Here is a 25,633-nt window from a genome sequence, read left to right as displayed (position 1 = left end):
TTTTCGCACTGAAAAAGTAGGGTTTAATGCGACAACACATTAAGCGCTACATCGGGCACGTTAGTGAATATGCCCGTCACTCCCCACTCTTTAAGCATAAGCATGTCTCTCGGCTCATCTACGGTATAAACGAATACGTCAAATCCGTCTTGCTGCGCCGTTTGCACAAACTGCTTATCAACGGCGTCTAATGCAATGTTTACGGAATAAGCGTTCAGAGCCCGGGCGCTTGCCGTACAGTCGAGTTCGTAGCTTGCAGATAAGGCGCAGATCTTCACTTCGGGCCACTTTAGCGCAATAGCTTGAAGCCAGTGATGGTTAAATGAAGAGATAAGTAGCTTGTCAGCATTAATACCGCTTTGCAGTACCGCCGCTTTAACGTCTTTAATCCAGCTGTCTACGTCGCGTAAGTGTTTTATCTCAATATTGCACCACTTGTCTTTTGGAACACAATTCAGTGTTTCGGTCAGGGTCGGTATGCGCTCTCCATCCCCAATGTCCATTTCTGTAAGGGATTGCCACGGTACGTCAAGTAAATAGCCGGATTCCCGTGCTCTGCGAGACAGGGTTCTATCGTGAAATACAATGATACCGCTGTCGTGCTGATAGGTATCAAACTCAATGCCGTCAGCGTTTTGCTCGAAAGCCAGCCTGAACGCTTTTATTGTATTTTCTGGGGCTGCTTTACTTGCACCTCGGTGGGCTAAAATTAGCATCGACATTTCATCCTCAATTATCTCAGCAAGCGTTAGTCGTCTTTTGTGTTGTGTAATTTATGCGTGTTGAGCGTTTCATAAACTGACGCTGAGGTAATAAGAATTCCACCTAACAACGCACTTAAACCGGGCTTTTCATTAAGCAGTATAATAGCAAGGAAAACACCGTAAAGCGGTTGCATACAGGCAATAAGCGAAAATGTTTTTGCCCTTAAATGACGTAGGCTTGCAGCAATTAGCGCATGAGGCAGCGCGGTAAATACGGTGCCTAAAAGCAATAGCATTAGCCAAGAACTAGAAGATGCAGACTCTATTTCTGCACTACCTACAGGCAGCATTAAAATGCTGATAACTAATGTTTGCCACGCCATAGCCTGCGCACCGCTGTAGTGCTTAAAGTGCTTGCGGTGAATAAGGTTTCTAAACGAATAGAGGATGGCGGAGGCGATACCGATGAGAACGCCAAGGGTAATGTCATTTTCCAGCGATGTCTCAGGCACTATTAAATACACACCAACGACCACTGTAATGGTAGATACGATGTCCTGCCAAACTAATCTTACTCTTTCGAAGAAGGGCTCGATAAGCACCGTGATCACAGGAAAGGTAAAAAGCGCAATCATACCTACAGACACCCCGGCATACTGCATGGCGGCGAAGTAGGTGACCCAATGCAGCGCCATCAGCACGCCTAAGCCCAGGGCAACGCCGTAGTCTTTTTTGGAGTTCAGCTTGATTTTGTTTTTCGCTAATTTCAAAAAGGCAAATAGCGCTATACAGGCAAATACCGAACGAACAAGGGTGATATCACTGGCACTAAGTGGTACAAGCCGAGAGAAAAGGGCTGTACCACCAAGTAAAATTACCGTGAAATGAAGTGAGATTAGGCTTTTCTTAACAGCATCCATAAATTAGCTGTCAGCGCCCTCTGATTTTGTTTCACCCTTCTCATCGCCCGTTGTTTCATCCGCAACTGGTGCATCTTCAACAGAAGCTTGTGCAGTTGATTTAAGCGCCATAGGTTCGCCAAGACGGGTCACCATGCCAGGGGCCAAGTCTTCAAAATCAATCATGTCTTTTTCGAAACACACCACAATGGTCGAACCTAGCTTAAAGCGGCCTAGCTCGGCACCTTTTTCAAGGAAAACAGCTGCTTCGCTGTCTTTTTCATATGACCAGTGCTGAACGTTTTTACCTGCAGGTGGAGTAACTGTGCCTGCCCAAACGGTCTCAATGCTTGCCACTATGGTAGCGCCCACAAGCACCATCGCCATTTTGCCTACAGGCGTGTCGAACAGTGCCACAACGCGTTCATTACGTGCAAACAGCCCCGGAATATTTTGTGCTGTAAGCGGATTTACTGAAAACAGTTCGCCCGGCACATACAACATGTCAGTAAGCGTGCCCTCAATAGGCATATGAATTCTGTGATAGTCGCGAGGGGCAAGGTAAATGGTAGCGAACTTACCATTTTTAAATGGCGCAGCCACATCAGGCTTACCGCCTAATAATGTGGTCAAGCTAAAGTCATGGCCTTTTGCCTGAAAAATGCTGTCGCTATGAATATCCCCAAACTGGCTAACTGTTCCATCAACAGCATGGATAAGTACGTCATCGTTTGCATCAATGGTACGTGCTTCAGGTTTGAGTGGGCGTGTGAAGAACTTATTAAAGCTTCTATAGTGCTCTGGTTCCTCGTGCAACGCTTCTGACATATCAACGTTGTATTGCTTAATAAATGCCTTGATGAAAAAGGTGGTAACGCTACCCATTTCAGCTTCAGCAAGTTTGCCCACAAGGCGTGAAAGCAAATGCTTTGGTGTAACGTATTGTAAATTAACTTTAAGCCAATCTAACACAAAATATCTCCGTTTCTTTTATGCAAGCAATAACGCATTGCATAGATAGCGCTATTGTATAGTAAGTCGTGGTATTAAGAGCAACTTTAGGGTTATGAGTGCTTACACAAAAGCATAAGCATAGGGTTCACACTACAAGACTCATCACCGAATTAGCAGTAGCGATTTAGTATACGGTTACCGTGTACTACTTTGCGGCTGTTACTACAGGTTAAAACCCTACCGTAAAGGCTAGGCACCAGGTGGCTGAGAGTGACTAGGACGCTGCTCTTCCATCGTCGTTAAAATCCGATGGTAGCTATCGAAGCGTTCCGCGCTAATTTTCCCTTCCTCTACAGCTTCTCTTAGTAGGCAGCCGGGGTCATTTAAGTGCTTACAGTCTCTGAATTTACAGCCGCCCAAATAATCTCTGAACTCAATAAAGCCCCATGTAATACGTTCGGTAGGAATGTGCCACAAGCCAAATTCACGTACTCCTGGGGAATCAATTAAATCACCGCCGGCTGGCAAGTGAAGCAATTTGGCCGCCGTCGTTGTATGTTGACCTAGTCCCGAGTTATCTGAAATATCGCCGGTTAATTCATCGGCGTCTGGCAGAACTTGGTTTATAAGGCTCGATTTACCTACGCCGGACTGCCCTACGAAAACGCTGATGTTATCGTTAAGGTATTCATTGAGTTTGCTAATGCCTTCACCGGTTTTGCAACTGGTGAAAAGCACTTCGTAGCCTAAGTTTTCGTACGTCTTAAGCTGCTCTGTAACGGTTGTGCGTTCCTCTTCACTGAGCAATTCTACTTTATTAAGGACAATCAGCGGCGTGATGCCTATGTCTTCACAGGCAACGAGATAACGGTCGATAATATTCAGTGAAAGGGTAGGTAATATGGCGCTAACCACAATAATACGGTCGATATTCGCGGCGATGGGCTTAATACCGTCGTAATAATCTGGGCGAGTCAGGACGGAGTGCCTGTCTTTTACAATTTCAATAACCCCACTTACACCTGACTCAGCGTCATCCCCTTTACTGAAAAACACCTTGTCACCACACACTACTGAGTCTACTGTGCGGCGAATGTGGCAGCGAGATACTGCGCCGTTTGCGTCTTCAACGTCGGCGTGTTTACCAAAGCGACCAATCACAGTACCGCTTTCTAGCGTGCTTTCATCAAGGTTCGCCGCGCCCTTTGACGCGTGCTTTTCACGCAAGCGCTTGCTTCTATTTGCTGCAACTTGTCGTTTCTGTCGTTGTGTAAGTTTTGGTTTTTTCGCCACGATTCTTTTCTAGTTTCACGTATACTATGTCAATAATACCGTTTGTAGGGCATGGTTGCCATGTCTGTAGCGCAAAGAGGAAAGTAATGAGTAAACACGACAGTAACCTTGTTTGGATAGACATGGAAATGACAGGGTTAGATCCTGAAACCTGTGTAGTAATGGAAATAGCGACCATTGTTACCGACGCACAGCTGAATATTTTGGCGGAAGGCCCTGTAATAGCGGTACATCAAAGTGATGACGTGTTAAACAATATGGACGAGTGGTGTACACGAGTTCACGGTGAAAGTGGATTAACTGCACGTTGCCGAGAAAGTAAAATAAGTGTTGAAGAAGCATCAGCGCAAACTATTGCCTTTTTAGAGCAATGGGTAGATGCAGGCAAGTCACCGCTATGTGGAAACACCATAGGGCAAGATAGACGCTTCATGGTTAAGTACATGCCCGAGCTTGAAGCTTACTTCCACTATAGAAATATTGATGTAAGTACAATAAAAGAACTAACGCGTCGCTGGAAGCCTGAAATTTTAGGCGGTTTCGAAAAGAAAGGCGTACACCTAGCGCTTGATGATATTCGCGAGTCTATTGAAGAAATGCGCTATTATCGTGAGAAAGTGTTTACGATTTAGGCATTCAAGCATTGAGGTGCAAAAAAAGTAGAATTAAAGGTTGCGTTACCCCAAAATTTTTGTAAAATGCGCACCACTTCAAACGAAGTACCTCTTTTGTTGCGGGAATAGCTCAGTTGGTAGAGCACGACCTTGCCAAGGTCGGGGTCGCGAGTTCGAATCTCGTTTCCCGCTCCAAATTCACTTGCCATAGGTAAGTACCTATAAGATGCACAGCATCGACTCTATGCGGGAATAGCTCAGTTGGTAGAGCACGACCTTGCCAAGGTCGGGGTCGCGAGTTCGAATCTCGTTTCCCGCTCCAAATTTTTCAGACACCTCAAAAATAAAAACTTATCTTGTTTTTAAGTGCGACCCCTTGATGGGCCCGCGACCGAGTGTCGGCCATCGCTTCACAAAGCACTCAAATTAGTTTTTGCTACAAACCATAACCTCTTATTTTACTGAAAAGCACCGTGCATACTTGCTCAAGAATCGGCAAGTCGTCAGCGCTGAATAACGGTTTAGGACCTACTTTATTAAATACATAAGGTGACCTAATTAACTGCGTATTCTTAAATTTATACGAAAGTATAAATTTGTGTGCGCTTATTACTTCAGCGCCGATTCTGTCTGTCTTTACGCACCGTTGTGAATCCTTATTCATGACTCTTTGCACCTTCCTAGTGCGGTGCCGCCTTGATTTCAACCTAGTTCTCAATAAATCTACATTTTACGAGCTCTTTTGCACATTAAATGTGCATTCGAAAGCCGTTAGTTAAGTCTTTTTGAATATTAAATAGATTTTAGTGGGTAAATATGCATAATGCGCCGTTTTTTAGCGGTAGTTTCACTGTTTACTTGCTTTTTGATAGGCACACCATTTGCAAAATGCATTATGTAAAACGCAAATTGAAAACATATAAAAATAACCATCGCTTTTAGACTCCTCAAAAGTGCCGTAAAGAGCACTCTGGAACGAAAAAGTAATACTTGGAGAAACATACATGGCTTTTGGTTCATCAAAGCAAAACAATATTTCTGCACTAGCAATTGCAGTAGCATCTGCACTTACTGTTAGTGCATCTGCGGTTCAGGCTCAGGAAGAAGCCGCTGTTGAAGAGAAGGATGTCGAAAAAGTAGTTGTAACCGGTTCTCGCGTTGCTCAAGACTCCTCCCTGGAAGCAGCGAGCCCTGTTCTTGCCATTAATGCTGGTGATATCAAAACATCTGGTCAAATAGATTTAGGTGCCATGTTGCGTGAGTCGCCTCAACTACAGGCGTCACTGCCGGGGTCTTTTTCTGCATTTAATGGAACCCCACTAGGAGCAAGCTTACTGGACTTACGCAATCTAGGTAGTGAGCGAACCTTAGTTATGGAAAACGGTCGACGACATGTTTCAGGTATTGAGGGTACGGGCTCTGTTGATGTAAATACCATCTCTACTGCTTTACTTAGAAACGTGGAAGTCCTCACTGGTGGTGCCTCAGCTGTTTACGGCGCTGATGCGGTAACCGGTGTTGTCAACTTTAATATGAGAAACGGAGCCTCGTTCGACGGGCTAGAGCTTCGCACTCAAACAGGTGTGACTGACGATGGTGACGCAAATGAATTCTTTTTATCATTGGCCAACGGCTTTTCTACAGATAAAGGTGATTTAGTATTCGCGGTTGAATACCAAGAAACCAGCCCAGTGTATGCTAGAGATAGAGACTTCGCAGGCTCTGGTCTATATACACAAGTAGCTAATACAGAGGCTACTCAGAGTGCATTTGGTATTGATTCACGCTTCAAGAATACTTGGGTGCCAGATTACAGACTTCCAATTTCAAGTGACAGAGGTGTAATTTCATTAACTGGCAGTGCGTTTGGAGATGTCGCAGGATCCGGCGGCGTGTTAGGTTGCGGCACTATCGGAACGTCCATGTTTCCAACGTGTCAGGTAGTGGGTGAAGACGGCACCTTACGTGCCTACAATCCCGGCGATGTTTATGCTGGACCTTTCGATGCGAGTGGTGGTGATGGTGTACCGGGTAGTCCCGACGCTGAACTTATCCTTCCAGAGTCTAAAAGAGTATTAGTACAGGCAGTGTCAAATTACGAACTAAATGAATTCGTAAATTTCTTTGTAGATGCCAAATTCGTATTTAGCTCGACTAAAGAAACTAATCAGGTGAATGGTTTCAATGACGATATTCCAATCTCACTAGACAATCCGTATATTCCTGCAGCTCTACTATCTCAAATTAATGAATTACAAGCAGAAGGTGAATCACCAAGCTTGGTAATGTCCCGCGATGTTCTTGATATAAACGCTAATTCAAACCCAGAAGCAGAACGTAAAACGTATCGTATTGTTACAGGCTTCGATGGTTATATCCCTAACACCGCTCTAGAGTACGAGGTTTTCTATAACTACGGTCGAACTGATGCCGACATTACTTCGAACTTGCGCATAGAAGATAGATACTTCGCTGCTATTGACGCTGTAACAGATCCAGCAACTGGCAATGTTGTTTGTCGCTCTGACCTAGACAGTTCTGCGCTTCCTCCTACGTCGCCGTTTCCATCTGCGAATGCGAATTTTGGGTTCTTAACTTTCCAGCCTGGTGATGGCTCTTGTGTACCAGTGAATTTGTTTGGAAAGGATTCAATCAGCGCAGAAGCGGCTAACTTTATATTCCAACCTGGCACTGAGCAGAACGATATAACGCAAGAGAATTTCTTAGCAGTAGTATCGGGCGACTCTTCTGATTTATTCGAGCTTCCGGCAGGCCCTGTTATGTTTGCTCTTGGTTACGAATGGAGAAAAGAGTCAAGTACCTATACGCCAGATCCATATTCTGCAGCAGGCTTAACCTTTGGAACATTAGACTCTCGCAACGGCCCAACCAATCCTTCTGACGGTGAGTACGATGTTTCAGAATACTTTGTAGAAGCAACTATACCTTTACTAGAAGGTGTCGATTTCGCTGAGCGATTAGAGCTGCGCACTGCATACAGAAGCTCAGACTACGACCCATATGGTACGCATGACGCTTGGACGATAGGAACAGTATGGTCACCTGTTGATACATTTAGTATTCGAACGACCTTCTCTGAAGCGGTGCGGGTTCCCAACATTAATGAAGCCTTCGCACCTACATTTGCGGCTTCACTTGGTGCAGGAGATGACCCTTGTAACCAAAACTTAATTAGTGCGGGCTCTGAGTTCAGGGAGGCGAACTGTATTGCACTGATTGGCGACGCGGTAGCTGATGGCACTTATGATTCTACTAACTTCCTGTCAGCGTTTGTTTCTGGTTCAACGGGCGGTAACCCAGACCTTGATCCTGAAGAAGCAGAAACCATCACGATTGGTACAGTGTGGAGACCAGATACAGAGCTCGACGGTATGCTGGAAGGTTTAGTAGTGACACTAGACTACTATAATATTGAAATTGATGGCCTGATTGATAGCCTTACTGGTTTTGACATTGCATCTAACTGCGTAGACGCGCCAACAATCAACAACCAATTTTGTGACGCAATTGATCGTGATGCTACAAATGGATTTATCACAGATTTTCGTTCAGGGTTTATCAACCTTGCAGCGGTAGAGACATCTGGTATTGATTTCCGCGTAGATTATGGCTTTGAGTTGGCTAAATTAGTCGACACAGACGGAAGAGTTGAATTCACTATCAACGGAACAAACTTCCTCAAAAATGATGAAGTAAGGGATGTGAGTGCACCTGACGAAGTCACTGATGTTCTTGGAACGTTTGGGCGACCAGAGTGGATCGTAAACATGAGTGCAGACTATATAATTGGTGAACTCGTTGTTGGGTGGAGAGGACGCTACGAAGGAAGCCAGCTACTTCCAGGGCTAGAGAACCAGGATATCGAGAGTGATCCTGATTTTATCAGTCAAACTCACACTGGCTCTGCATTGGTGCATGATTTTTCTGTTTCATACACTTTTGAAGATAGCCTAGAAGTATATGGTGGTATCAATAATGCGTTTGAGGAAGATCCTTACCTTGGCACATTGTCGAGACCGGCAGGGCCTAGGGGACGCTTCTTCTACCTAGGCGTAAATTACACAATGTAACGTCTACACAGATATCAAAAAGCAGCTTTTTAGCTGCTTTTTTTATATCTCTAAATAGGAATTTATTTGCATCACTACTTCGTTGGGATTATGTTAATGTAACTTCATCTGGTCTAACCAGTGGCGCAGGTTTAATAATCACTCGAAAGATAAAAAGCTCCCAACTATCAGCGTGAACAACTATGTCAAAGAATTACGTACTAAATACATATAACAAATTTATGAAGCTGCCCTTTGGCAAGAAGCTATTTAGCTGGTACTCAGCGCGCAGGGCACCTTATTTTTCTACCGTTTCACCACTTATCTCAGACATTAAACCAAACTACTGTGAAGTGCTTATTAGTAAACGTAAAGCGGTAGAAAATCACATTGGAACGGTTCACGTTATTGCTATTTGCAATGGTCTGGAAATGGCCATGGGGTTCATGTGTGAAGCATCCATACCTAAAAACCTTAGGTGGATCCCAAAAGGTATGGAAGTAAAGTATCCGGCGAAAGCAGACTCAGATATTCGTTGTGTAGCAGAAGTGCCAGCTGACGCATGGAAGCCAGGTGATTTACCTATTTCTGTTAAGGCGTATAACGCCGAAGGCACCGTGGTCGTCGAAGGAACCATTACGGTTTGGGTAAGCGAAAAACGCTGATATCACGCTTATAATAAAAGGCCGCGCTTGCGGCCTTTTTTATGCTCTTTTAAAACATTCTATATTAAGTTTTTACTACAGCTACTTTTCTGTTTGACAGAAAATAAAAATCCAACTAAGAATAATCTTGAAAGCGATTAAGGCGCTATATCAGTAGTCTATTTCATTCAACAATTGGTGTTGCAATTTTGTCTGTGTTTACAACGCAGGTATTAGCGGTGGAAGAGGTTAAGATGTCTGTAATCACAAAAGAGCAAGTCGCAAGAAAACCCTTTATAGATAAGAAAAATTACCCGTACGGCTTTGCCCGTTCAGGAGATTTTTCAATTAATGAGAGCAAGCTTCTTCAGGCCCATGGTAGTTTGTTCGCTGCACTAGTGGACGGGAAAATTACGCCAGAGAATGATGAAGAACAAGCCTATTTGGAATCGGCTCTTGGTCATCGAGACCCTGCAACACCGCAAGAGAAAGCGTGGTTGAAATACCAAGCCAGAATAAACCGTCCAAAAACAGCAAGTATTTATGGCTCTAAGCGTGCTGCTGAACAAGATGTTGACGATGACGACGATATGAGCGATAACAGTGATCTTGATATCGACCTCGATGATTAAGCTTATGCCTTTATGCATCTTAAACGTGTAAAGGCGCCTCTCTTAAAGCAATCATGATTATTGTTTGCACTGTTAAAACTGTGTAAATAAATATCCTATTTTCTGTCAAAATTACACTTAAGTCGAAATATTTATCCTAATTATTGCGAATATTGGGATATATATCTCACTTTTACGCAATTTGGTGTTTTATCTTCCTATTACCTTAGATATAGTCGGGGCATCGTCAACGTACGCTGACAAACCCCCCAACCCATTACAGGAGAAAGCACTGTGAAAATGATGTCGGGCGCAGCCATGGTGGTTGAAGCGCTAAAAGATGTAGGAGTGACACACGTGTTCGGTTACCCAGGTGGTGCCGTATTAGACATTTATGATGCGTTATTTGCGCAAGATGATGTCAAACACGTCCTCGTACGTCATGAACAGGCAGCCGCCCACATGGCGGATGGTTATGCACGTTCAACTGGCAAAACCGGCACAGTGCTCGTCACATCAGGTCCAGGCGCTACGAATACCATTACAGGTATTGCTACTGCATATATGGACTCTATTCCGATGGTTATTTTATCGGGACAGGTGCCGTCGAAGCATATTGGTGAAGACGCATTCCAAGAAACTGACATGGTGGGGTGCTCACGCCCTATCGTTAAGCACAGCTTTTTGGTAAAGCGCGCGGTTGATATCCCAGAAGCGATTGCTAAAGCTTATTATATCGCCAACACAGGTCGTCCTGGCCCGGTGGTAGTAGATTTGCCAAAAGATATTGTGAACGTAGCAGAAGAACACCCATACGTGTTCCCAACTGACGTGACCATGCGTTCTTACAACCCAACTGAAAAAGGCCATCCTAAACAGGTCAAAAAAGCAGTTGAGTCGCTACTTAAAGCAGAACGTCCCGTACTGTATGTAGGTGGTGGAGCTGTAGCTTGCGATGCGTCTGCAAAGGTTATTGAGTTAGCCGAGAAGCTTAATGCACCGGTAACTTGTACGCTAATGGGCCTTGGTGCTATGCCGGGTACACACAAGCAATTTATCGGCATGCTAGGTATGCACGGTACGCTTGAAGCGAACAAGACTATGCATAATGCCGACTGCATCATTGCACTAGGTGCACGTTTTGATGACCGTGTTACTAATAACGTTGATAAGTTCTGCCCACATGCGGATATTATTCACGTTGATATTGACCCAGCATCGATTTCTAAAACCGTAAATGCGCATATTCCTGTGGTAGGTTCGGTAGATAAAGTACTTGATCAAATCTTAAGTCAGGTAAATAAGAAAGACTTATCAGGTCAAAGCGAAAAGCTGGCCGATTGGTGGCAACAAATTGAAACCTGGCGCGCTCGTCAGTGCTTAAACTACGCACAGGGCGAAGAGGTAATTAAGCCTCAGCGCGTTATCGAAGCCTTGTACAAACACACAGACGGTAAAGCCTACGTAAGTTCTGACGTAGGTCAGCACCAAATGTTTGCTGCGCTTTATTACCCTTATGATAAACCGCGTCAGTGGATCAACTCAGGTGGTCTTGGCACCATGGGCTTTGGTTTACCGGCTGCAATGGGTGTGCAGTTTGCGCACCCAGGTTCAACCTCTGTGGTAGTAACGGGTGACGGCAGTATTCAAATGAATATTCAAGAGCTATCTACTTGTTTGCAGTACAACCTGCCTATCAAGATTATCTCATTGAATAACCGTGCCCTAGGTATGGTTCGTCAGTGGCAGGATATGATTTACAAAGGACGTCACTCACACTCTTACATGGATTCAATGCCTGACTTTGTGAAATTGGCAGAAGCTTACGGACATGTGGGCATTAAAGTAGACAAGCTTGACGAGCTAGACGCAGCAATGGAGAAATGTTTCAGTTACACAGATCGCTTAGTGTTTATGGACATAGCAGTAGACCAAAACGAACACGTATATCCAATGCAAATTAAGTTTGGCGCAATGGATGACATGCGCTTAAGCAAGACGGAGCGAACCTGATGAAACGTATTATCTCTGTATTAATGGAAAACGCCCCTGGCGCACTATCTCGTATCGTTGGTGTATTCTCACAACGCGGTTACAACGTCGATTCACTGTGTGTGGCACCAACCGACGACGCGAGCCTTTCGCGTCTAACGATTATCACGCACGGCGACGACAAAGTCATAGAGCAAATTACTAAGCAAGTGAATAAGCTTATTGATGTGCTAAAAGTGGTAGACCTTACTGAAGGTACGCACATTGAACGCGAACTTATGCTGATTAAAGTCGCGACTCGCACAGAGTCGGTACGTGCTGAAGTGAAGCGGAACTCTGATATCTTCCGTGCGCGTATTGTGGATGTGAACGTAAACAACTACACCATTGAAATTACGGGCACCACAGACAAGCTAGATGCATTTGCCACGACTATGGGGCAGTGTGCTGAAATTATCGAATCATCGCGCACCGGCGTGTGTGGGCTTGCTCGAGGTGATAGGGCACTTCGTCCTTAAATTTTTTCCCGAGTTTTCGCGCAAAGCGTTTTTTCGAAAGGCTGTCAGTAGACAGCCTTTTTTCATTCTAGGGAATTACCCTAAGTATCGCGCCCATAATAGGCTTCTACGCGCAGGGCTACGCCGTATGAGGTTTTAAAATCCTCTTCACGTAGCCATAAAACGAAAGGCTCTACCTCAAAGAATAGCCAATCGCGCAGCATGTTGTTACGCCACCTAAACCCGCCATAGACTTCTTCTACGCGAAAGTTGGGTTGGCTAAGCCCTTCCACCATAAAGTGAGGAATAACGGCGTTATGTTGATCTACCGAAAACAAATGGTGGACCTCGTGACGCCATAGCCAGTCGTTGGTATCGTCGCGGTAGTAGTAGCGATTATTTTGTCGAACCAGGTGCTTTTTATTGATTTCGTATTGAAAAGCGACGCCCACCTCCGCACCCAAACGGTCACGGGTGTAATAGTAAAGTTCGGCGTCGTATAGCATGGCCCATTGTTTAGAAAAGGCAAAAGCATCTCTGTATCGGGTCATCGCATATAGTTGGTCGCGGCGACCAGCGCCAATTCTAAATGAGTAGTGAGAGTCTTGCTCAGGACGAAAGCGAAGCGCAATGGTCGTTCGATCGCGGTTGTTATTGCCGGTATCCCTCGCGGCTCGTATTGTGTTGTTCTGTGTCTCGTCTTCGTTATCACTTAATAGTAAATCAACGCGTTCTTTTAAAGCCGGTAGGCGAACTCTTACCCTGAAGCGCAAATCCGTATCCGAGAGCATGCCACTTCTTGGCTCCCAGGCAAGTTGAACACGACCTTCGGCTCTGGCTTCCTTCTGTCCTGAAGCACCTATTTCATCTGAACTTTCAAACAAACCATCAAGCTGTTTTACGGTGAAGTCCATGGTGTCGGTGAAGCTACGCTGCCAAATATCAAACCATTGCTCATTAGGTATTGAAGGAGGCAAGGAGTGTGTACTTTCTTTTGTCGAGTTAGCGCGGTTAGAAAGCGTATTTTCTGGCCGAGCAATATCCCGATAGGTTATACCTACACTGGTCGCATTTACGGGGGAGTTCAACGTGTCAGCAGCTGAGTCAGGTGTAACAGGTAAAGCGAGCAATAAATGGCAATAGACCACGGTAAGGCATAGCATTGCTCACTAACTCCTTGTAAAAATTAGCATAGTTGAATGTTTCGACCATTCGCATTGGGGATATACAGAGCATGGATTGTCCCAACCAAAACGTCAATCTTTATTCATTGAAGTAAATATTCAGGTGAAAGCATCAGCAGGCAATGGCATACTGTGCCAATTGATGTAAGGGAGATTATTTTTATGGGTGGTATTAGTGTTTGGCAGTTGCTGATCATACTGGTTATTGTGGTGCTTTTATTTGGTACGAAGCGTCTTAAAGGTATAGGTACTGATTTAGGCGGCGCAATCAAAGGCTTCAAAAAAGCTGTCACCGAAGAAGACAAAGACGCAGACTTTGAACAAAAGAAGCAAGTTGAAGAAAAGTCAGCAGCAGAGCCTGTTTCAACTAAGACGCAGAGCGACGTTAAAGAAAAATCCTAATGTTCGATATCGGCTTTTGGGAGCTATTGGTTATCGGTGTACTGGCGTTGCTTATTTTAGGGCCAGAAAGATTACCGGGTGCCATGCGCTCAACTATAAATACAATTCGTAGCGTGCGTAATGTAGCAACGGGCTTTAAGCAAGAAGTTGAGCATCAGTTGCGCGTGCACGAGTTGCATGAAAATTTGAAAAAAGCAGAGCAGCAAGGGCTTAAAGATCTTTCACCTGAACTTGAACAAAGCGTCGATGAGCTAAAAAAAGCTGCAGAGTCGGTTCATGAACCTTATAAAAAGCAATAGATGTCTGACGCTAATAACCTTATTTCTCATTTAATTGAATTGCGTAGCCGTATTCTCAAAGCCCTTTTGAGCGTACTTATCGTCTTCATTTGTCTTGCGGCGTTTGCGCAAGACCTTTATAAGCTATTGGCGATGCCATTGCTTGAAGCCTTACCTGAAAATGCGAGCATGATTGCAACCGACGTTGCATCACCTTTCTTTGCTCCGTTTAAACTTACACTGGTGTTATCGTTTTTCATTGCTATTCCCTATGTGCTCTATCAAGTATGGGGGTTTGTGGCTCCGGGTTTGTACAGAAATGAAAAGCGCCTGGTAGCGCCTTTACTACTTTCCAGTACGCTGCTGTTTTACGCAGGAATGGCGTTTGCCTACTTTGTGGTATTTCCAATAGCGTTCGCGTTTTTTACAAGCGTAGCACCTGAAGGTGTAACGGTAAGTACAGATATATCCAGTTATTTGAACTTCGTCTTGAAACTGTTCTTTGCATTTGGGGTCTCATTCGAGATACCGATAGCCATTATCTTAATGTGCTGGACTGGGGTAACGGATGCTAAGTCTTTACGAGCCAAGCGCCCGTACGTGGTTGTTGGTGCATTCGTGGTTGGCATGTTGCTAACACCGCCAGATGTTATCTCTCAAACATTATTAGCTATTCCAATGTGGTTGCTGTTTGAAGTAGGGGTTATTGTTGGGGGATTTTACGCGGGTAAAACACCAAAAGACGATACATCTACTGAAACAACAGACAACACATAGATGTTAAAAAAAGAAAGGAATAAAAATGAAAACCCGACTGCTATCTCTTGCCACTATTCTGTGCGCGTTTGGGGCGTTTAATGTACAAGCTGAGACAGTTGCTGATGCATTGGAGAAATGTCGCAACACGGACAATAGTTTAAAGCGACTTATGTGCTATGACAGCGTCGCGAAATCACTCAACAAGTACGAAGGTTCAGACGCTCAGATTGAGCAACTACAGGCCTACAAGAGCAACAATGGTAATCAGATGAAGCCTCGCCCAGCGCCTGTCGCTCAGGGACAAGTTCAAGCCTCTGAACCTAAGAATGACTTTGGACTTGAACATAAGCGAGATTTGTCTGACGAAGCTTCTGAGATTGCGGTCACTATCGCTTCAATCAAGAAGAATGTGCGTGATAAGCATGTTATAACTTTCAGCGATGGTTCTGTATGGCAGCAAACTGATGGAACTTACATGAAGCTTAAGGAAGGTCAGTCGGTAGCCGTAGAAAGGGGCTTATTGGGTGCATTTTTCTTAAGTGTAGAAGGGCTTAACAAGCGCATGAAAGTGAAACGCGTAAAATAAATGCCTTGGTTTGATGCTGGCGTCAACTTGCTTGATAAGCGATTTGACGCCGATGAAGTTATACAACGAGCAAAAGATGCAGGGGTAGAAAAACTCTGCATTATCACCACGCACCCCAGTGAATGGGACGCCGCAGTAGCGCTATATAATAAGTATCCAACCCAATGCTGTTACACTATCGGTGTCCATCCTCACAATGCAAAAGATGTCACGCCAAGTGATTACAAGCGGTTACGCGAACTTGCACAACAGAAAGGGTGTGTTGCAATTGGTGAATGTGGTCTGGATTTTAATCGCAATTTCTCACCACAGCCCGTTCAGTTGGCAGTGTTCGAAGCCCAGTTAGACATTGCGGCTGCATTAGACTTACCCGTGTATTTACATGAAAGGGATGCGTTTGACGAACAAGTCGCGTTATTAACCGAGTATATGCCTCGTATAAAAGGTGGTATTGCCCACTGTTTTACTGGGAATGCAGAGCAGGTTCAGCACTACCTTGCGCTGGGGCTTTACATTGGTATTACTGGCTGGGTATGTGATGAGAAGCGAGGCGAAGCACTACGCGAAGCCGTGAAGTCTATACCTTTAAACCGTCTTATTCTTGAAACGGATGCGCCTTATCTGTTTCCCAAAACCCTTCGACCGAGAAAACGTAATAACGAACCTGCTTTTCTACCCCATATCGCTAAACAATTAGGCGAATATCTGCAAGTTGAGACTGATAAATTACGTATTAGCAGTTATGCTAATAGCTGTGAGTTGTTTTCTCTCAGCTAAACATAGGTTTATATGCAGACAAATCTGAAAGCGATGCGCAAGTATGATGCGGGTCTTATTCTTATCACCCTAGTGGCCGTCGTTGCATTTGTGTCTGTGTTGTTTAGTTTGTCTCCTAACACCAGTGCAACACCACGTTTCTCGCAGCTTACTTATCTCAATGTAGATAATGGCAATGCGCTCGATTTTACTACCATTACTCAAACGCCGCTTACCGACTGGACACCAATATCTTCACCCATTAACTTGGGTATGAACACAAACGTACATTGGTTTTCAATGGTCATTGCGCCAACACAAAGCAATGAAAGTCGATTTCTATTGCACATCGACTATCCCCTTTTAGATAGTTTATACGTTGCGATTTACAGCCAAATAGGCAGCACGCCTATTGCTACTTATTCAGGTGGCGATGGCCTGCACTTTGACAACCGGCCTGTTTCTCATGTGAAGCCACTATTCCCCCTACCAGTAAGCGCTCAGTCGCAGCGGGTGATTATTCGAGTACAAACCTCTGGCAGCGTACGCCTTCCTATTCGTATATGGGAAGAAACAGAGTTTATTGCCTATACATCAAGCCGTAACCTGGCATTGGGGATATTTTTTGGCATCTTGGTAGCAATGGGCGTGAGTAACGCATTTTTAACGGTAACGACAAGTAACGTGTCGTTCCTTTATTACTCTGGCTATGTAATGAGTTTGGCGCTTATATTGGCGACGTTACACGGCTACGGCTTCTCCTATATGTGGCCGGGAAGCACATGGTTTCAAGGTAAAGCAATTCTTGTGTTTGCTAACGCGACTATTATGTTTGCGGCGATGTTTACGCGAAGCCTACTACCTATTAGAGCCCACAGCGTAAAGCTAGATAAAATCACACAGGCAATCAGTTGGGTGTGCGGGTTAAGTATAATCCTCGGCCTTATCTTGCCTTACTCGTTCATGATAAAGGCGTTCCTGTTACTGCTTAGCCTCATCGTTATTTTTACTCTTGGGTTAGGTATTTGGCTAACGCTCAAAGGGGTGGTCGTAGCACGTTATTTTACCATTGCTTGGGGTTTTCTATTAATTAGTGGGCTAAGTGCGAGCCTTGATAACGTTAATATTATTCAGTTGCCTATTTCGTCAAATAACCTGCTGATCATTGGTGGCGCGGTTGAAACGCTCATCTTGGCACTTATCTTAGCGATTAATTATAGCCACAGTCGCGATGATCTCATTGAGGCGCAGCAGTTCGCGCTAGAGCAGGAAAAACAGGCAAATACCGCCAAAGAGAACTTACTTGAAGTACAAAAGCGTTATCAAGATGACCTGGAGTATAAAGTACAAGAACGCACGTTAGAGCTAGAAATTACGTTACGCGAATTGTCTGAAGTTAACCAAGAATTGGAAAGGTTAAATGCAATAGATCCGCTCACGGGAGCGCACAACCGTCGACATTTCGATAAGCGTCTGCGTTCTGAAGGGCGACGCAGTAGACGTGAGCAAACACCATTATCTCTCATCATTGTTGACGTGGATCATTTTAAGCAAATTAATGATCAACACGGACATGATGGTGGTGACGCGTGCTTAATTCACGTCACCAATGTCTTTCAGAAGCACATCCATCGCCCTACAGATGACTTGTGTCGCATAGGTGGTGAAGAGTTTGCCATTATATTGCCTAATACCGATCTTGAAGGCGCTTTTCACGTTGCCGAAAATATGCGAGATAGCCTTGAGTCGACCCCACTTGATTACGAAGGGGAAACCATTAAGCTAACTGCAAGCGCGGGCGTTTCTACAACCATTATTATTGATGAAGAGCACGCGCAAAATCTTTTCAAGTTCGCTGACGAATGCCTTTACGAAGCCAAGGCTGCGGGCCGCAATACAGTAATACATAAACATTTACAGGAAAAACTATGACATCTTCACCTTTCCCTCAAAGAAGAATGCGCAGACTACGCGCCAAAGATGCTTTAAGAGGGCTTGTGGCAGAGCACCGTTTAACCACTGACGATCTCATTTACCCTGTTTTTGTACTACCCGGTGAGAACGCACGAGAAGCCGTACCTTCTATGCCTGGTGTGGAAAGACTTTCTATCGATTTGCTAGTGCAAGAAACGGCGAAATGGGTAGAGCTGGGCATTAGAACGATTGCGCTTTTCCCTGTGACACCTATGTCTCTTAAAACCGAGTGTGCAAGCGAAGCGTTCAATCCTGAAGGGCTTGCTCAGCAAGCTATGAGAGCGCTTAAAAAGGCGTTTCCTGAAGTAATGCTGATGTCTGATATCGCATTAGATCCATTTACGTCTCATGGTCAAGATGGCCTCTTAGACGAAACTGGTTATGTGATGAACGACGAAACAGTCGAGGTGCTCATTAAGCAAGCGTTATCGCATGCTGAAGCTGGCGCTGATATTGTTGCGCCTTCTGACATGATGGATGGGCGCATTGGCAGTATCCGAAAAGCACTTGAAGAAGCAGGTCACATCAATACGTGTATTATGGCTTATTCTGCTAAATACGCGTCTGCGTACTACGGTCCATTTCGTGATGCCGTCGGCTCCGCTGCAAATATAAAGGGCGGCAACAAGAAAACCTATCAAATGGATCCTGCCAACACCGATGAAGCACTCCACGAAATTGCGCTTGATGTAGAAGAGGGCGCTGACATGGTAATGGTGAAGCCAGGTATGCCGTATTTAGATGTTGTGCGTCGTTGTAAAGACGAATTTAAAGTACCGACATTCGCCTATCAAGTAAGTGGCGAGTACGCTATGCATCAAGCTGCTTTTGCTAATGGTTGGCTAAATGAAGACGCGGTAATCCTAGAATCGTTATTAGCGTTTAAGCGCGCTGGCGCAGACGGGATTCTGACTTATTTCGCTCCGCAAGCTGCTGCGCTTTTAGCGAAGCAAAACGACAAGTAATACCAACAACCAAAGGTTCGACAACAAAAAAGCCGTGCAATGCACGGCTTTTTTTTCATGTTTTTTTCCGTTTATCGGTATACATATTTAACGCATTCTATCTGTTTGTAAGTGGTTACTTACAAACGAGTTCGCAGCCAGCTTTATGCTGAAGCCAGCATTCATTTGCTAGCTCTGCGTTGATCAAAGGATGCGATTTCAGCCAGCCTCCAGGGAAAGTAAGTGTCCACTTACTTTCTTCGCACTGCAAAGTTACTTCTGGTATATGTTTATTCTGACGACGCAGACATAACACCACTGCGATACGTAAAATTCGCAATAAGCCTTTTAGCATTGGACGGTAGTCTTCGTGGTACTTTTCAAATACGTCTGGCTTTATGTTTAATCTATGCTGAGCAACTAAATCGCGGATGGCTGCCCGCTGAAGGCGCGTGAAGCCAGGCAAATCAATGTGACTTAATATGTATTCACCATGCTCATGATGGCGCTTATATTCAATGTGAAGACCTATTTCATGAAGCTGTGCGGCTGCACCTAAAATAGTTTCGGTATCTAAATGACAAATATTCTGTTGTGCACAGAGTTGATGGCATAAAGTAAGCGCTACGTGACTAACCGAGTTCGCGTGACTAGCATCTACATGATAACGATGTTTTGCCTGATTAAGGGTCTGCTGACGACGATCATTCTCGGTAACGTTATCTAACATTCCGTAGATAAGTCCTTCTCGAAGCGCACCACCAGAAATATTCATGTGCTTGATATTTAGCGCTTCAAATAAGCTGATGAGGATCGCTAAACCAGACGGGAAAATAGCTTTTCTGTTATCTTCCAATCCGTCGATATCAAGGGTTTTAATGCTGCCGCATTCAATACATTGCTTTTCTAAATGATACAAATAATCTAAGCGGATAGCATCACTAATGCCCTGTGCTACAAGAATCTCAGTAATGGCTTGCGGCGTGCCAGACGCACCTAAACAATTCTCCCAATCGAAACACAAAAATGCGCTAGACACATCGGCAATAAGCGCGTGTGCGGCTTGCTTGGCATTGTCGAAATTGTCTTCGGTGATAGTGCCGCCGGTGAAATAGCGTTCCATAAACGTTACACAGCCCATATCCAAACTCTTAAGATGGATAGGCTGCATGTCGTTGCCGATAATGATTTCTGTGCTGGCGCCGCCAATATCTATGACTAAGCTATTGCCTTGGTTGGCAGATGTGTAGGCTACGCCAAGATAAATTTGTCGCGCTTCTTCTTCACCGCTAATCACTTCAAGTTTGTGATTGAGAATCTCTTCTGCCTTGCGAATGAATACATGCGCATTGGTTGCCAGTCGCAATGTAGCGGTCGCTACAATTTTAATATTAGAAGGGGGGATATCCTGCAGGCGTTCCGAGAATACTTGCAGGCATTGCCAGCCGCGTTCCATGCTTACGTCATCAAGTGCTAGGTCATCATCTAAACCTGCTGCTAGGCGCACTTTCTGTTTAATTTTCCCTATTATTTGCACACTGCCGTTAACAACGTGAACAATCACCATGTGAAAGCTGTTAGAGCCTAAATCTACGGCGGCGTAATACTCGCCGTAGGTTTGTGCGTCGTGCTGGAGTTCTGCCTGCATAAAACCTCGATTCTTATTGAGTACCTTTACGCCTCACTGTTGCGCTCTGTTGTTTCGGTTTTGAGGCTTTCCACGGCCTCTTCCGTTTCCACGACGTGAAGAATTGCGGTTGTTAGGCGTACGTCTTCTACGTGGTTTTGGAGGCGTTACATCATCAAGTAGGGCACTGCGGTCGTAATCGGTAACCGGTATTGCCTTTTGAATGTATTGCTCAATAGCAGGTAAGTTTAGTGCGTATTTTTCGCACGCGAAACTAATTGCAACACCACTTTGTCCTGCACGGCCAGTACGACCAATACGGTGTACATAGTCTTCGGCGTCGTCAGGTAAGTCGTAGTTGAATACGTGCGTTACCGCGTCGATATGAAGACCGCGCGCTGCAACGTCGGTTGCGACTAAAATATCAAGATTGCCTTTGGTGAAATCTTCTAAGATCCCAAGGCGTTTCTTCTGTGGTACATCGCCGCTAAGCAAGCCCACGCGATGGCCATCTGCGGTAAGCCAGTCGGTAACTTTCTCACAGCTATTTTTAGTGTTGGCAAAAACAATGGCCTTTTCTGGCCATTCTTCTTCAAGCAGCGTAAGAAGAAGCAGCATCTTGTCGTCATCAGACGGATAAAATAGCTCTTGAGAAACGCGAGTTGCAGTTGTTTGTTCTGGCGCTACCTGTACGTGGGTAGGGTTGTTCATGTGCTCGTAAGCAAGCTCTTGCACGCGGTAGCTAAGTGTAGCTGAAAATAGCATGCTCAAACGTTCGCTTGCCGGTGGCATGCGGCGGAATAAAAAGCGGATATCTTTTATAAAGCCTAAATCGAACATGCGGTCGGCTTCATCAAGTACGGCAACCTGAATATTCTTCAGTGTAAACACATTCTGTTTATAGTAATCCAGTATGCGTCCTGTCGTACCAATTATAATATCTACCCCTTCTTCCAAAGTTTCACGTTGACTTTGGTAACCTTCGCCCCCATAAATCAAACCAAGCGACAATCCAGTATGCTCACTAAGCAGTTTGGCGTCGTTATAAATTTGAACGGCGAGCTCTCTGGTCGGCGCCATGATAATTGCGCGAGGGCCATTTGATTTGCTGTTATCTGCATTTTCTGCTTTGCTTAGCAAATAGTGAAATGTAGCTACCAAAAAGGCAATGGTTTTACCGGTTCCGGTTTGAGCCTGACCTGCAATGTCGTGACCTTCCAATAAAGGAGGCAGTGCAAGTGCTTGAATTGGTGTACAATGTGAAAAATTAGCTGCCGCCAAGGCGTCAACAACCTTGCCGTTAATCGGCAGGTCAGAAAAGTGAGTATCAGTTAAGTGAGTAGGCATAGCTTATAGCTTATCAGTGCTTGCATTAAAAAACAGTTTCTATATAACACTTATGGTCAGGCTGAGACAAATCAGCGACAGACCAATAATGGAGAAAAGAATGAGCGACAAAATTATCCAGTTATCTGACGATAAATTCGAAGCAGATGTTATCAATGCTGAAGGTCCTGTACTGGTTGACTTCTGGGCTGAATGGTGTGGCCCGTGTAAAATGATCGCACCAATCTTGGAAGAAGTTGCGACCGAGTTTGATGGCAAGTTAACAGTTGGCAAGTTGAATGTCGATGAAAATAACGAAACTCCACCTAAATATGGTATTCGTGGTATTCCTACATTGCTACTTTTCAAAAACGGTAACGTTGCTGCAACTAAAGTAGGCGCGCTATCTAAAGCTCAATTAACAGAGTTTCTTAACGAAAACCTTTAATTGATTTCAAATTGAAAACCGGTGCTAACGAAGCACCGGTTTTTATTTACGCCACAGGGACTAACGTTTCATTCTAGAAGAGCAAGCCACAAATTATTTAACATTTCGGCGGTAAAACGCTGGACGTTGGTTAAATATAGTGCTAACTTTTCTTCAGCGCTCATCCGAGCAGCGTTCTGCTTACGCCCACATCAGGGTGATATCAAATCTAAACTAGAACAGAGTGACTTTAAGTCCTGTAAGCGAAGTTCAAGCACAAAGACCCACCAGTATGAATTTAACTGAATTAAAGAACAAACCAATAAGCGAGTTGGTTAACCTGGCCGAGGAGATGGGCCTGGAAAACATGGCGCGCGCCAGAAAACAAGACATCATTTTCTCAATCCTAAAGACACACGCAAAAAGCGGTGAAGACATCTTTGGTGATGGGGTACTAGAAATTTTACAGGACGGTTTCGGCTTCTTACGCTCAGCTGACTCTTCGTATCTTGCAGGACCAGACGATATTTATGTATCGCCAAGCCAAATTCGACGCTTTAACTTGCGTACCGGTGATACGATTGCCGGGAAAATTCGTCCACCGAAAGACAGTGAACGATACTTCGCCCTGCTAAAAATCCGCGAAGTTAACTTCGACAAGCCTGAAAATTCACGTAATAAAATCCTTTTTGAAAACCTTACACCGCTTCACGCAGCAGATCGCTTGCGCATGGAACGTGGTAATGGCTCAACAGAAGACATTACGGCTCGTGTACTAGATTTGGCGTCGCCAATCGGTAAAGGCCAGCGTGGTCTTATCGTAGCGCCACCTAAGGCCGGTAAAACGCTTCTTCTTCAGAATATTGCACAGTCAATTGCTGCTAACCACCCAGATTGTGAGTTAATGGTATTGCTTATTGATGAGCGTCCGGAAGAAGTAACCGAGATGCATCGTCTTGTTCAAGGTGAAGTCGTTGCTTCAACCTTCGATGAGCCAGCAAGTCGTCACGTACAAGTTGCTGAAATGGTTATCGAGAAAGCCAAGCGTCTTGTTGAACACAAAAAAGACGTGGTTATCCTGCTTGACTCGATTACTCGTCTTGCTCGCGCTTACAACACGGTTATCCCATCATCAGGTAAAGTTCTTACCGGTGGTGTTGATGCGAATGCTCTTCACAAGCCTAAGCGCTTCTTTGGTGCTGCCCGTAATGTTGAAGAAGGCGGAAGCTTAACCATTATCGCAACAGCGCTTATCGATACCGGCTCTAAAATGGACGAAGTTATCTACGAAGAGTTTAAAGGTACAGGTAACATGGAATTACACCTTAATCGCAAAATCGCGGAAAAACGTGTGTTCCCGGCTATCGACTTCAACCGCTCTGGTACCCGTCGTGAAGAACTGCTTACAGCGCAAGATGAACTACAGAAAATGTGGATCCTTCGCAAAATCGTTCACGAAATGTCAGAAATTGACGCAATGGACTTCCTTATCAGTAAGTTGTCGATGACCAAGACAAACGATGAGTTCTTTGACGCAATGCGTAGACAAAAGAGTTAATAGAAACTTAGTAATAAGTTGATATTTAAAGAAAAGGCGCCACTCGGCGCCTTTTTTATTCCCTGCATCGATAAAGCACTTTTCTTATACTTCCGTCTAATACCCTCAGTCTTGTGAATGGGGTATTTTCGTCTGCTTATTGATTTTTAACAGCAATCGTTAGTTCAGTGGTGTGTTCTCCCTTGAGATGATTTACTCTGTCTAAAAAACACCAAAGGAAATAATAGTTATGTACCAGAAATTGCTGTCACTTGCATTTGCAGGATTGGCCTCTGTGTCAGCTGCTAATGCCGCTCAGATCAATGTTGATGAATTAGCGAATAAAGTCGAGCCTGATGTAATTAAATGGCGTCATCACTTTCATGAATTTCCTGAATTATCGAATCGCGAGTTTAAAACCGCTGAATATGTTGCTGACTACCTTGAAAGCCTAGGTTTAGAAGTGCAGACCGGTGTGGCAAAAACGGGTGTGGTAGCTATTTTAGACTCAGGCAAGCCAGGTCCTGTGGTTGCATTACGTGCAGACATGGACGGACTTCCTGTAAAAGAGCAAAACGATTTGTCCTACCGCTCAAAGCAGATGGGCGAATACAACGGAAAAGAAGTGCCGGTTATGCACGCCTGTGGTCACGATACTCACATGGCAATGCTCATGGGCGCGGCAAAAATTCTTACCGAAATTAAGGGCGACCTGAAAGGTAAAGTGAAGTTTATCTTTCAGCCTGCAGAAGAGGGCGCACCCGCTGGAGAAAAAGGCGGTGCGGAAGTTATGGTTGCTGAAGGTGTACTTAAGAACCCTGATGTAGACGCTATTTTTGGCCTGCATATCAATGCTAACACCGATGTGGGTAAAGTGCGTTATAACGCGGGTGGCACCATGGCCGCGGTAGACCCATTTAAAATTGTTATTCACGGTAAGCAAGCCCACGGCGCTTATCCTTGGAAGAGTGTTGATCCAGTGGTTACCGCTGCGCAAATGATCATGTCAATTCAGACTATAGTAAGTCGTGAGTTGAAATTGATTGACGATGCAGCGGTGGTGTCTATTGGCTCTATTCACGGCGGTAACCGTTCAAACATCATTCCAAATGAAGTAGAAATGGTTGGCACAATTCGTACACTCAATGAAGCCGCTCGCGATCACATTTACGAGTCGCTTCCGCGCAAAGTAAAGGCTATTGCTGAAAGTATGGGCGCAGAAGCAGAACTTACGCTACCGCTAGATTACTATTACCCCATTACGTACAACGACCCAGAGCTTACAAAAGCCATGCTGCCTACTATGCAGCGTACCGCAGGCGTTGAAAACACGCTGCTTTCTAAGCCGGTCACGGGTGCGGAAGACTTTTCATTTTTCCAAGAGCAAATTCCAGGTTTATATGTTTGGGTAGGCGGTAAGCCATTGGACGTGTCTGAAGAAGATAGCCCTGCTCATCACACACCGGAATTTTATGTTGATGATGAAGGCATGAAATTAGGCGTGAAGCTTCTAACGAACTTTACCCTAGATTACATGGCTCAACACTAAATCTAT

The 25,633-nt window shown here is 44.7% G+C and carries 23 protein-coding genes and 2 tRNA genes; 18 read left to right on the top strand and 7 right to left on the bottom strand.

Annotation, left to right across the window (positions count from 1 at the left end; all coding sequences use genetic code 11):
* Positions 1-23: 23 nt before the first annotated feature.
* From MHN00_RS03735 to rsgA, 4 genes are all read right to left on the bottom strand, one after another.
* A complete protein-coding gene (locus MHN00_RS03735) occupies positions 24-716 on the bottom strand; it encodes a glycerophosphodiester phosphodiesterase (RefSeq protein ID WP_343213208.1) in 693 nt (230 codons plus the stop codon).
* 32 nt (positions 717-748) lie between these two features.
* Entirely contained in the window at positions 749-1,624 is an 876-nt protein-coding gene (locus tag MHN00_RS03730; RefSeq protein ID WP_239300292.1) for a DMT family transporter, read from the bottom strand.
* A gap of 3 nt (positions 1,625-1,627) precedes the next feature.
* Entirely contained in the window at positions 1,628-2,575 is a 948-nt protein-coding gene (asd, locus tag MHN00_RS03725; RefSeq protein WP_239300290.1) for an archaetidylserine decarboxylase, read from the bottom strand.
* Positions 2,576-2,806: 231 nt separating this feature from the next.
* Positions 2,807-3,850 carry a small ribosomal subunit biogenesis GTPase RsgA gene (gene rsgA / locus MHN00_RS03720; protein ID WP_014975509.1) on the bottom strand — a complete coding sequence of 348 codons (1,044 nt, stop codon included), beginning with the start codon at positions 3,848-3,850 and terminating at the stop codon, positions 2,807-2,809.
* An 86-nt stretch (positions 3,851-3,936) separates the two neighbouring features.
* Between rsgA and orn the strand changes: the two genes are divergently transcribed.
* The 8 genes from orn to ilvN all read left to right on the top strand — a co-directional run bounded on the left by orn (position 3,937) and on the right by ilvN (position 12,299).
* Complete coding sequence (gene orn, locus MHN00_RS03715; protein WP_014975510.1) at positions 3,937-4,482, top strand: oligoribonuclease; 546 nt, start codon at positions 3,937-3,939, stop codon at positions 4,480-4,482.
* Positions 4,483-4,583: 101 nt separating this feature from the next.
* Positions 4,584-4,659: transfer RNA gene (locus MHN00_RS03710), tRNA-Gly, on the top strand.
* Positions 4,660-4,710: 51 nt separating this feature from the next.
* Positions 4,711-4,786, top strand: a tRNA-Gly gene (locus MHN00_RS03705).
* A 682-nt stretch (positions 4,787-5,468) separates the two neighbouring features.
* Positions 5,469-8,555, top strand: coding sequence for a TonB-dependent receptor (locus MHN00_RS03700; RefSeq protein WP_239300288.1), 3,087 nt, complete (start codon positions 5,469-5,471; stop codon positions 8,553-8,555).
* 182 nt (positions 8,556-8,737) lie between these two features.
* The gene (locus MHN00_RS03695; RefSeq protein ID WP_101563384.1) at positions 8,738-9,199 is read left to right on the top strand and encodes a hotdog fold domain-containing protein; all 462 of its coding nucleotides are present in this window, start codon (positions 8,738-8,740) and stop codon (positions 9,197-9,199) included.
* A gap of 233 nt (positions 9,200-9,432) precedes the next feature.
* On the top strand, positions 9,433-9,810 hold the full coding sequence (locus MHN00_RS03690) for a DUF413 domain-containing protein (RefSeq protein ID WP_039225146.1): 378 nt from the start codon (positions 9,433-9,435) through the stop codon (positions 9,808-9,810).
* Between the two features lie 273 nt (positions 9,811-10,083).
* Positions 10,084-11,802 carry an acetolactate synthase 3 large subunit gene (locus MHN00_RS03685; protein WP_014975512.1) on the top strand — a complete coding sequence of 573 codons (1,719 nt, stop codon included), beginning with the start codon at positions 10,084-10,086 and terminating at the stop codon, positions 11,800-11,802.
* Entirely contained in the window at positions 11,802-12,299 is a 498-nt protein-coding gene (ilvN, locus tag MHN00_RS03680; RefSeq protein ID WP_014975513.1) for an acetolactate synthase small subunit, read from the top strand. Before MHN00_RS03685 ends, ilvN begins: the two co-directional genes overlap by 1 nt.
* Positions 12,300-12,379: 80 nt before the next feature.
* Here the strand turns inward: ilvN and MHN00_RS03675 are convergent, their stop codons facing one another.
* Positions 12,380-13,441, bottom strand: a complete 1,062-nt coding sequence (locus MHN00_RS03675; protein WP_239300286.1) for a hypothetical protein — start codon at positions 13,439-13,441, stop codon at positions 12,380-12,382.
* Positions 13,442-13,618: 177 nt separating this feature from the next.
* Between MHN00_RS03675 and tatA the strand changes: the two genes are divergently transcribed.
* From tatA to hemB, 7 genes are read left to right on the top strand one after another with little or no spacing between them, the layout of a single operon-like run.
* Positions 13,619-13,864: a Sec-independent protein translocase subunit TatA gene (tatA, locus tag MHN00_RS03670; RefSeq protein WP_230633705.1), complete on the top strand. Its 246-nt coding sequence runs from the start codon at positions 13,619-13,621 to the stop codon at positions 13,862-13,864.
* Entirely contained in the window at positions 13,864-14,163 is a 300-nt protein-coding gene (gene tatB / locus MHN00_RS03665) for a Sec-independent protein translocase protein TatB (RefSeq protein ID WP_239300284.1), read from the top strand. The genes tatA and tatB overlap by 1 nt, the downstream gene beginning before the upstream one ends.
* A complete protein-coding gene (tatC, locus tag MHN00_RS03660; RefSeq protein ID WP_014948088.1) occupies positions 14,164-14,919 on the top strand; it encodes a twin-arginine translocase subunit TatC in 756 nt (251 codons plus the stop codon). It abuts the gene before it with no gap.
* 25 nt (positions 14,920-14,944) lie between these two features.
* Complete coding sequence (locus MHN00_RS03655) at positions 14,945-15,487, top strand: hypothetical protein (protein ID WP_014948089.1); 543 nt, start codon at positions 14,945-14,947, stop codon at positions 15,485-15,487.
* Positions 15,488-16,264 (top strand): TatD family hydrolase, encoded by a 777-nt coding sequence (locus MHN00_RS03650; protein WP_039225048.1) that lies wholly within the window; start codon positions 15,488-15,490, stop codon positions 16,262-16,264.
* A gap of 12 nt (positions 16,265-16,276) precedes the next feature.
* Positions 16,277-18,175 carry a diguanylate cyclase gene (locus MHN00_RS03645; RefSeq protein ID WP_239300282.1) on the top strand — a complete coding sequence of 633 codons (1,899 nt, stop codon included), beginning with the start codon at positions 16,277-16,279 and terminating at the stop codon, positions 18,173-18,175.
* Complete coding sequence (gene hemB, locus MHN00_RS03640; RefSeq protein WP_239300280.1) at positions 18,172-19,182, top strand: porphobilinogen synthase; 1,011 nt, start codon at positions 18,172-18,174, stop codon at positions 19,180-19,182. Before MHN00_RS03645 ends, hemB begins: the two co-directional genes overlap by 4 nt.
* 115 nt (positions 19,183-19,297) lie before the next feature.
* Here the strand turns inward: hemB and MHN00_RS03635 are convergent, their stop codons facing one another.
* On the bottom strand, positions 19,298-20,809 hold the full coding sequence (locus tag MHN00_RS03635) for a guanosine-5'-triphosphate,3'-diphosphate pyrophosphatase (protein WP_239300278.1): 1,512 nt from the start codon (positions 20,807-20,809) through the stop codon (positions 19,298-19,300).
* Positions 20,810-20,842: 33 nt separating this feature from the next.
* Positions 20,843-22,135: an ATP-dependent RNA helicase RhlB gene (gene rhlB / locus MHN00_RS03630; RefSeq protein ID WP_014975523.1), complete on the bottom strand. Its 1,293-nt coding sequence runs from the start codon at positions 22,133-22,135 to the stop codon at positions 20,843-20,845.
* Between the two features lie 100 nt (positions 22,136-22,235).
* Between rhlB and trxA the strand changes: the two genes are divergently transcribed.
* The 3 genes from trxA (at position 22,236) to MHN00_RS03615 (ending at position 25,627) form a co-directional block, all read left to right on the top strand.
* On the top strand, positions 22,236-22,562 hold the full coding sequence (gene trxA / locus MHN00_RS03625) for a thioredoxin TrxA (RefSeq protein WP_012517074.1): 327 nt from the start codon (positions 22,236-22,238) through the stop codon (positions 22,560-22,562).
* A 271-nt stretch (positions 22,563-22,833) separates the two neighbouring features.
* The gene (gene rho, locus MHN00_RS03620) at positions 22,834-24,099 is read left to right on the top strand and encodes a transcription termination factor Rho (RefSeq protein ID WP_014948094.1); all 1,266 of its coding nucleotides are present in this window, start codon (positions 22,834-22,836) and stop codon (positions 24,097-24,099) included.
* A 229-nt stretch (positions 24,100-24,328) separates the two neighbouring features.
* On the top strand, positions 24,329-25,627 hold the full coding sequence (locus MHN00_RS03615; protein ID WP_014948095.1) for an amidohydrolase: 1,299 nt from the start codon (positions 24,329-24,331) through the stop codon (positions 25,625-25,627).
* Positions 25,628-25,633 lie beyond the last annotated feature (6 nt).

This window comes from Alteromonas sp. Cnat2-8, assembly GCF_022348355.1.
Classification (GTDB): Bacteria; Pseudomonadota; Gammaproteobacteria; order Enterobacterales; family Alteromonadaceae; genus Alteromonas; species Alteromonas macleodii.
This window is presented reverse-complemented; position numbering and strand designations above follow the sequence as displayed.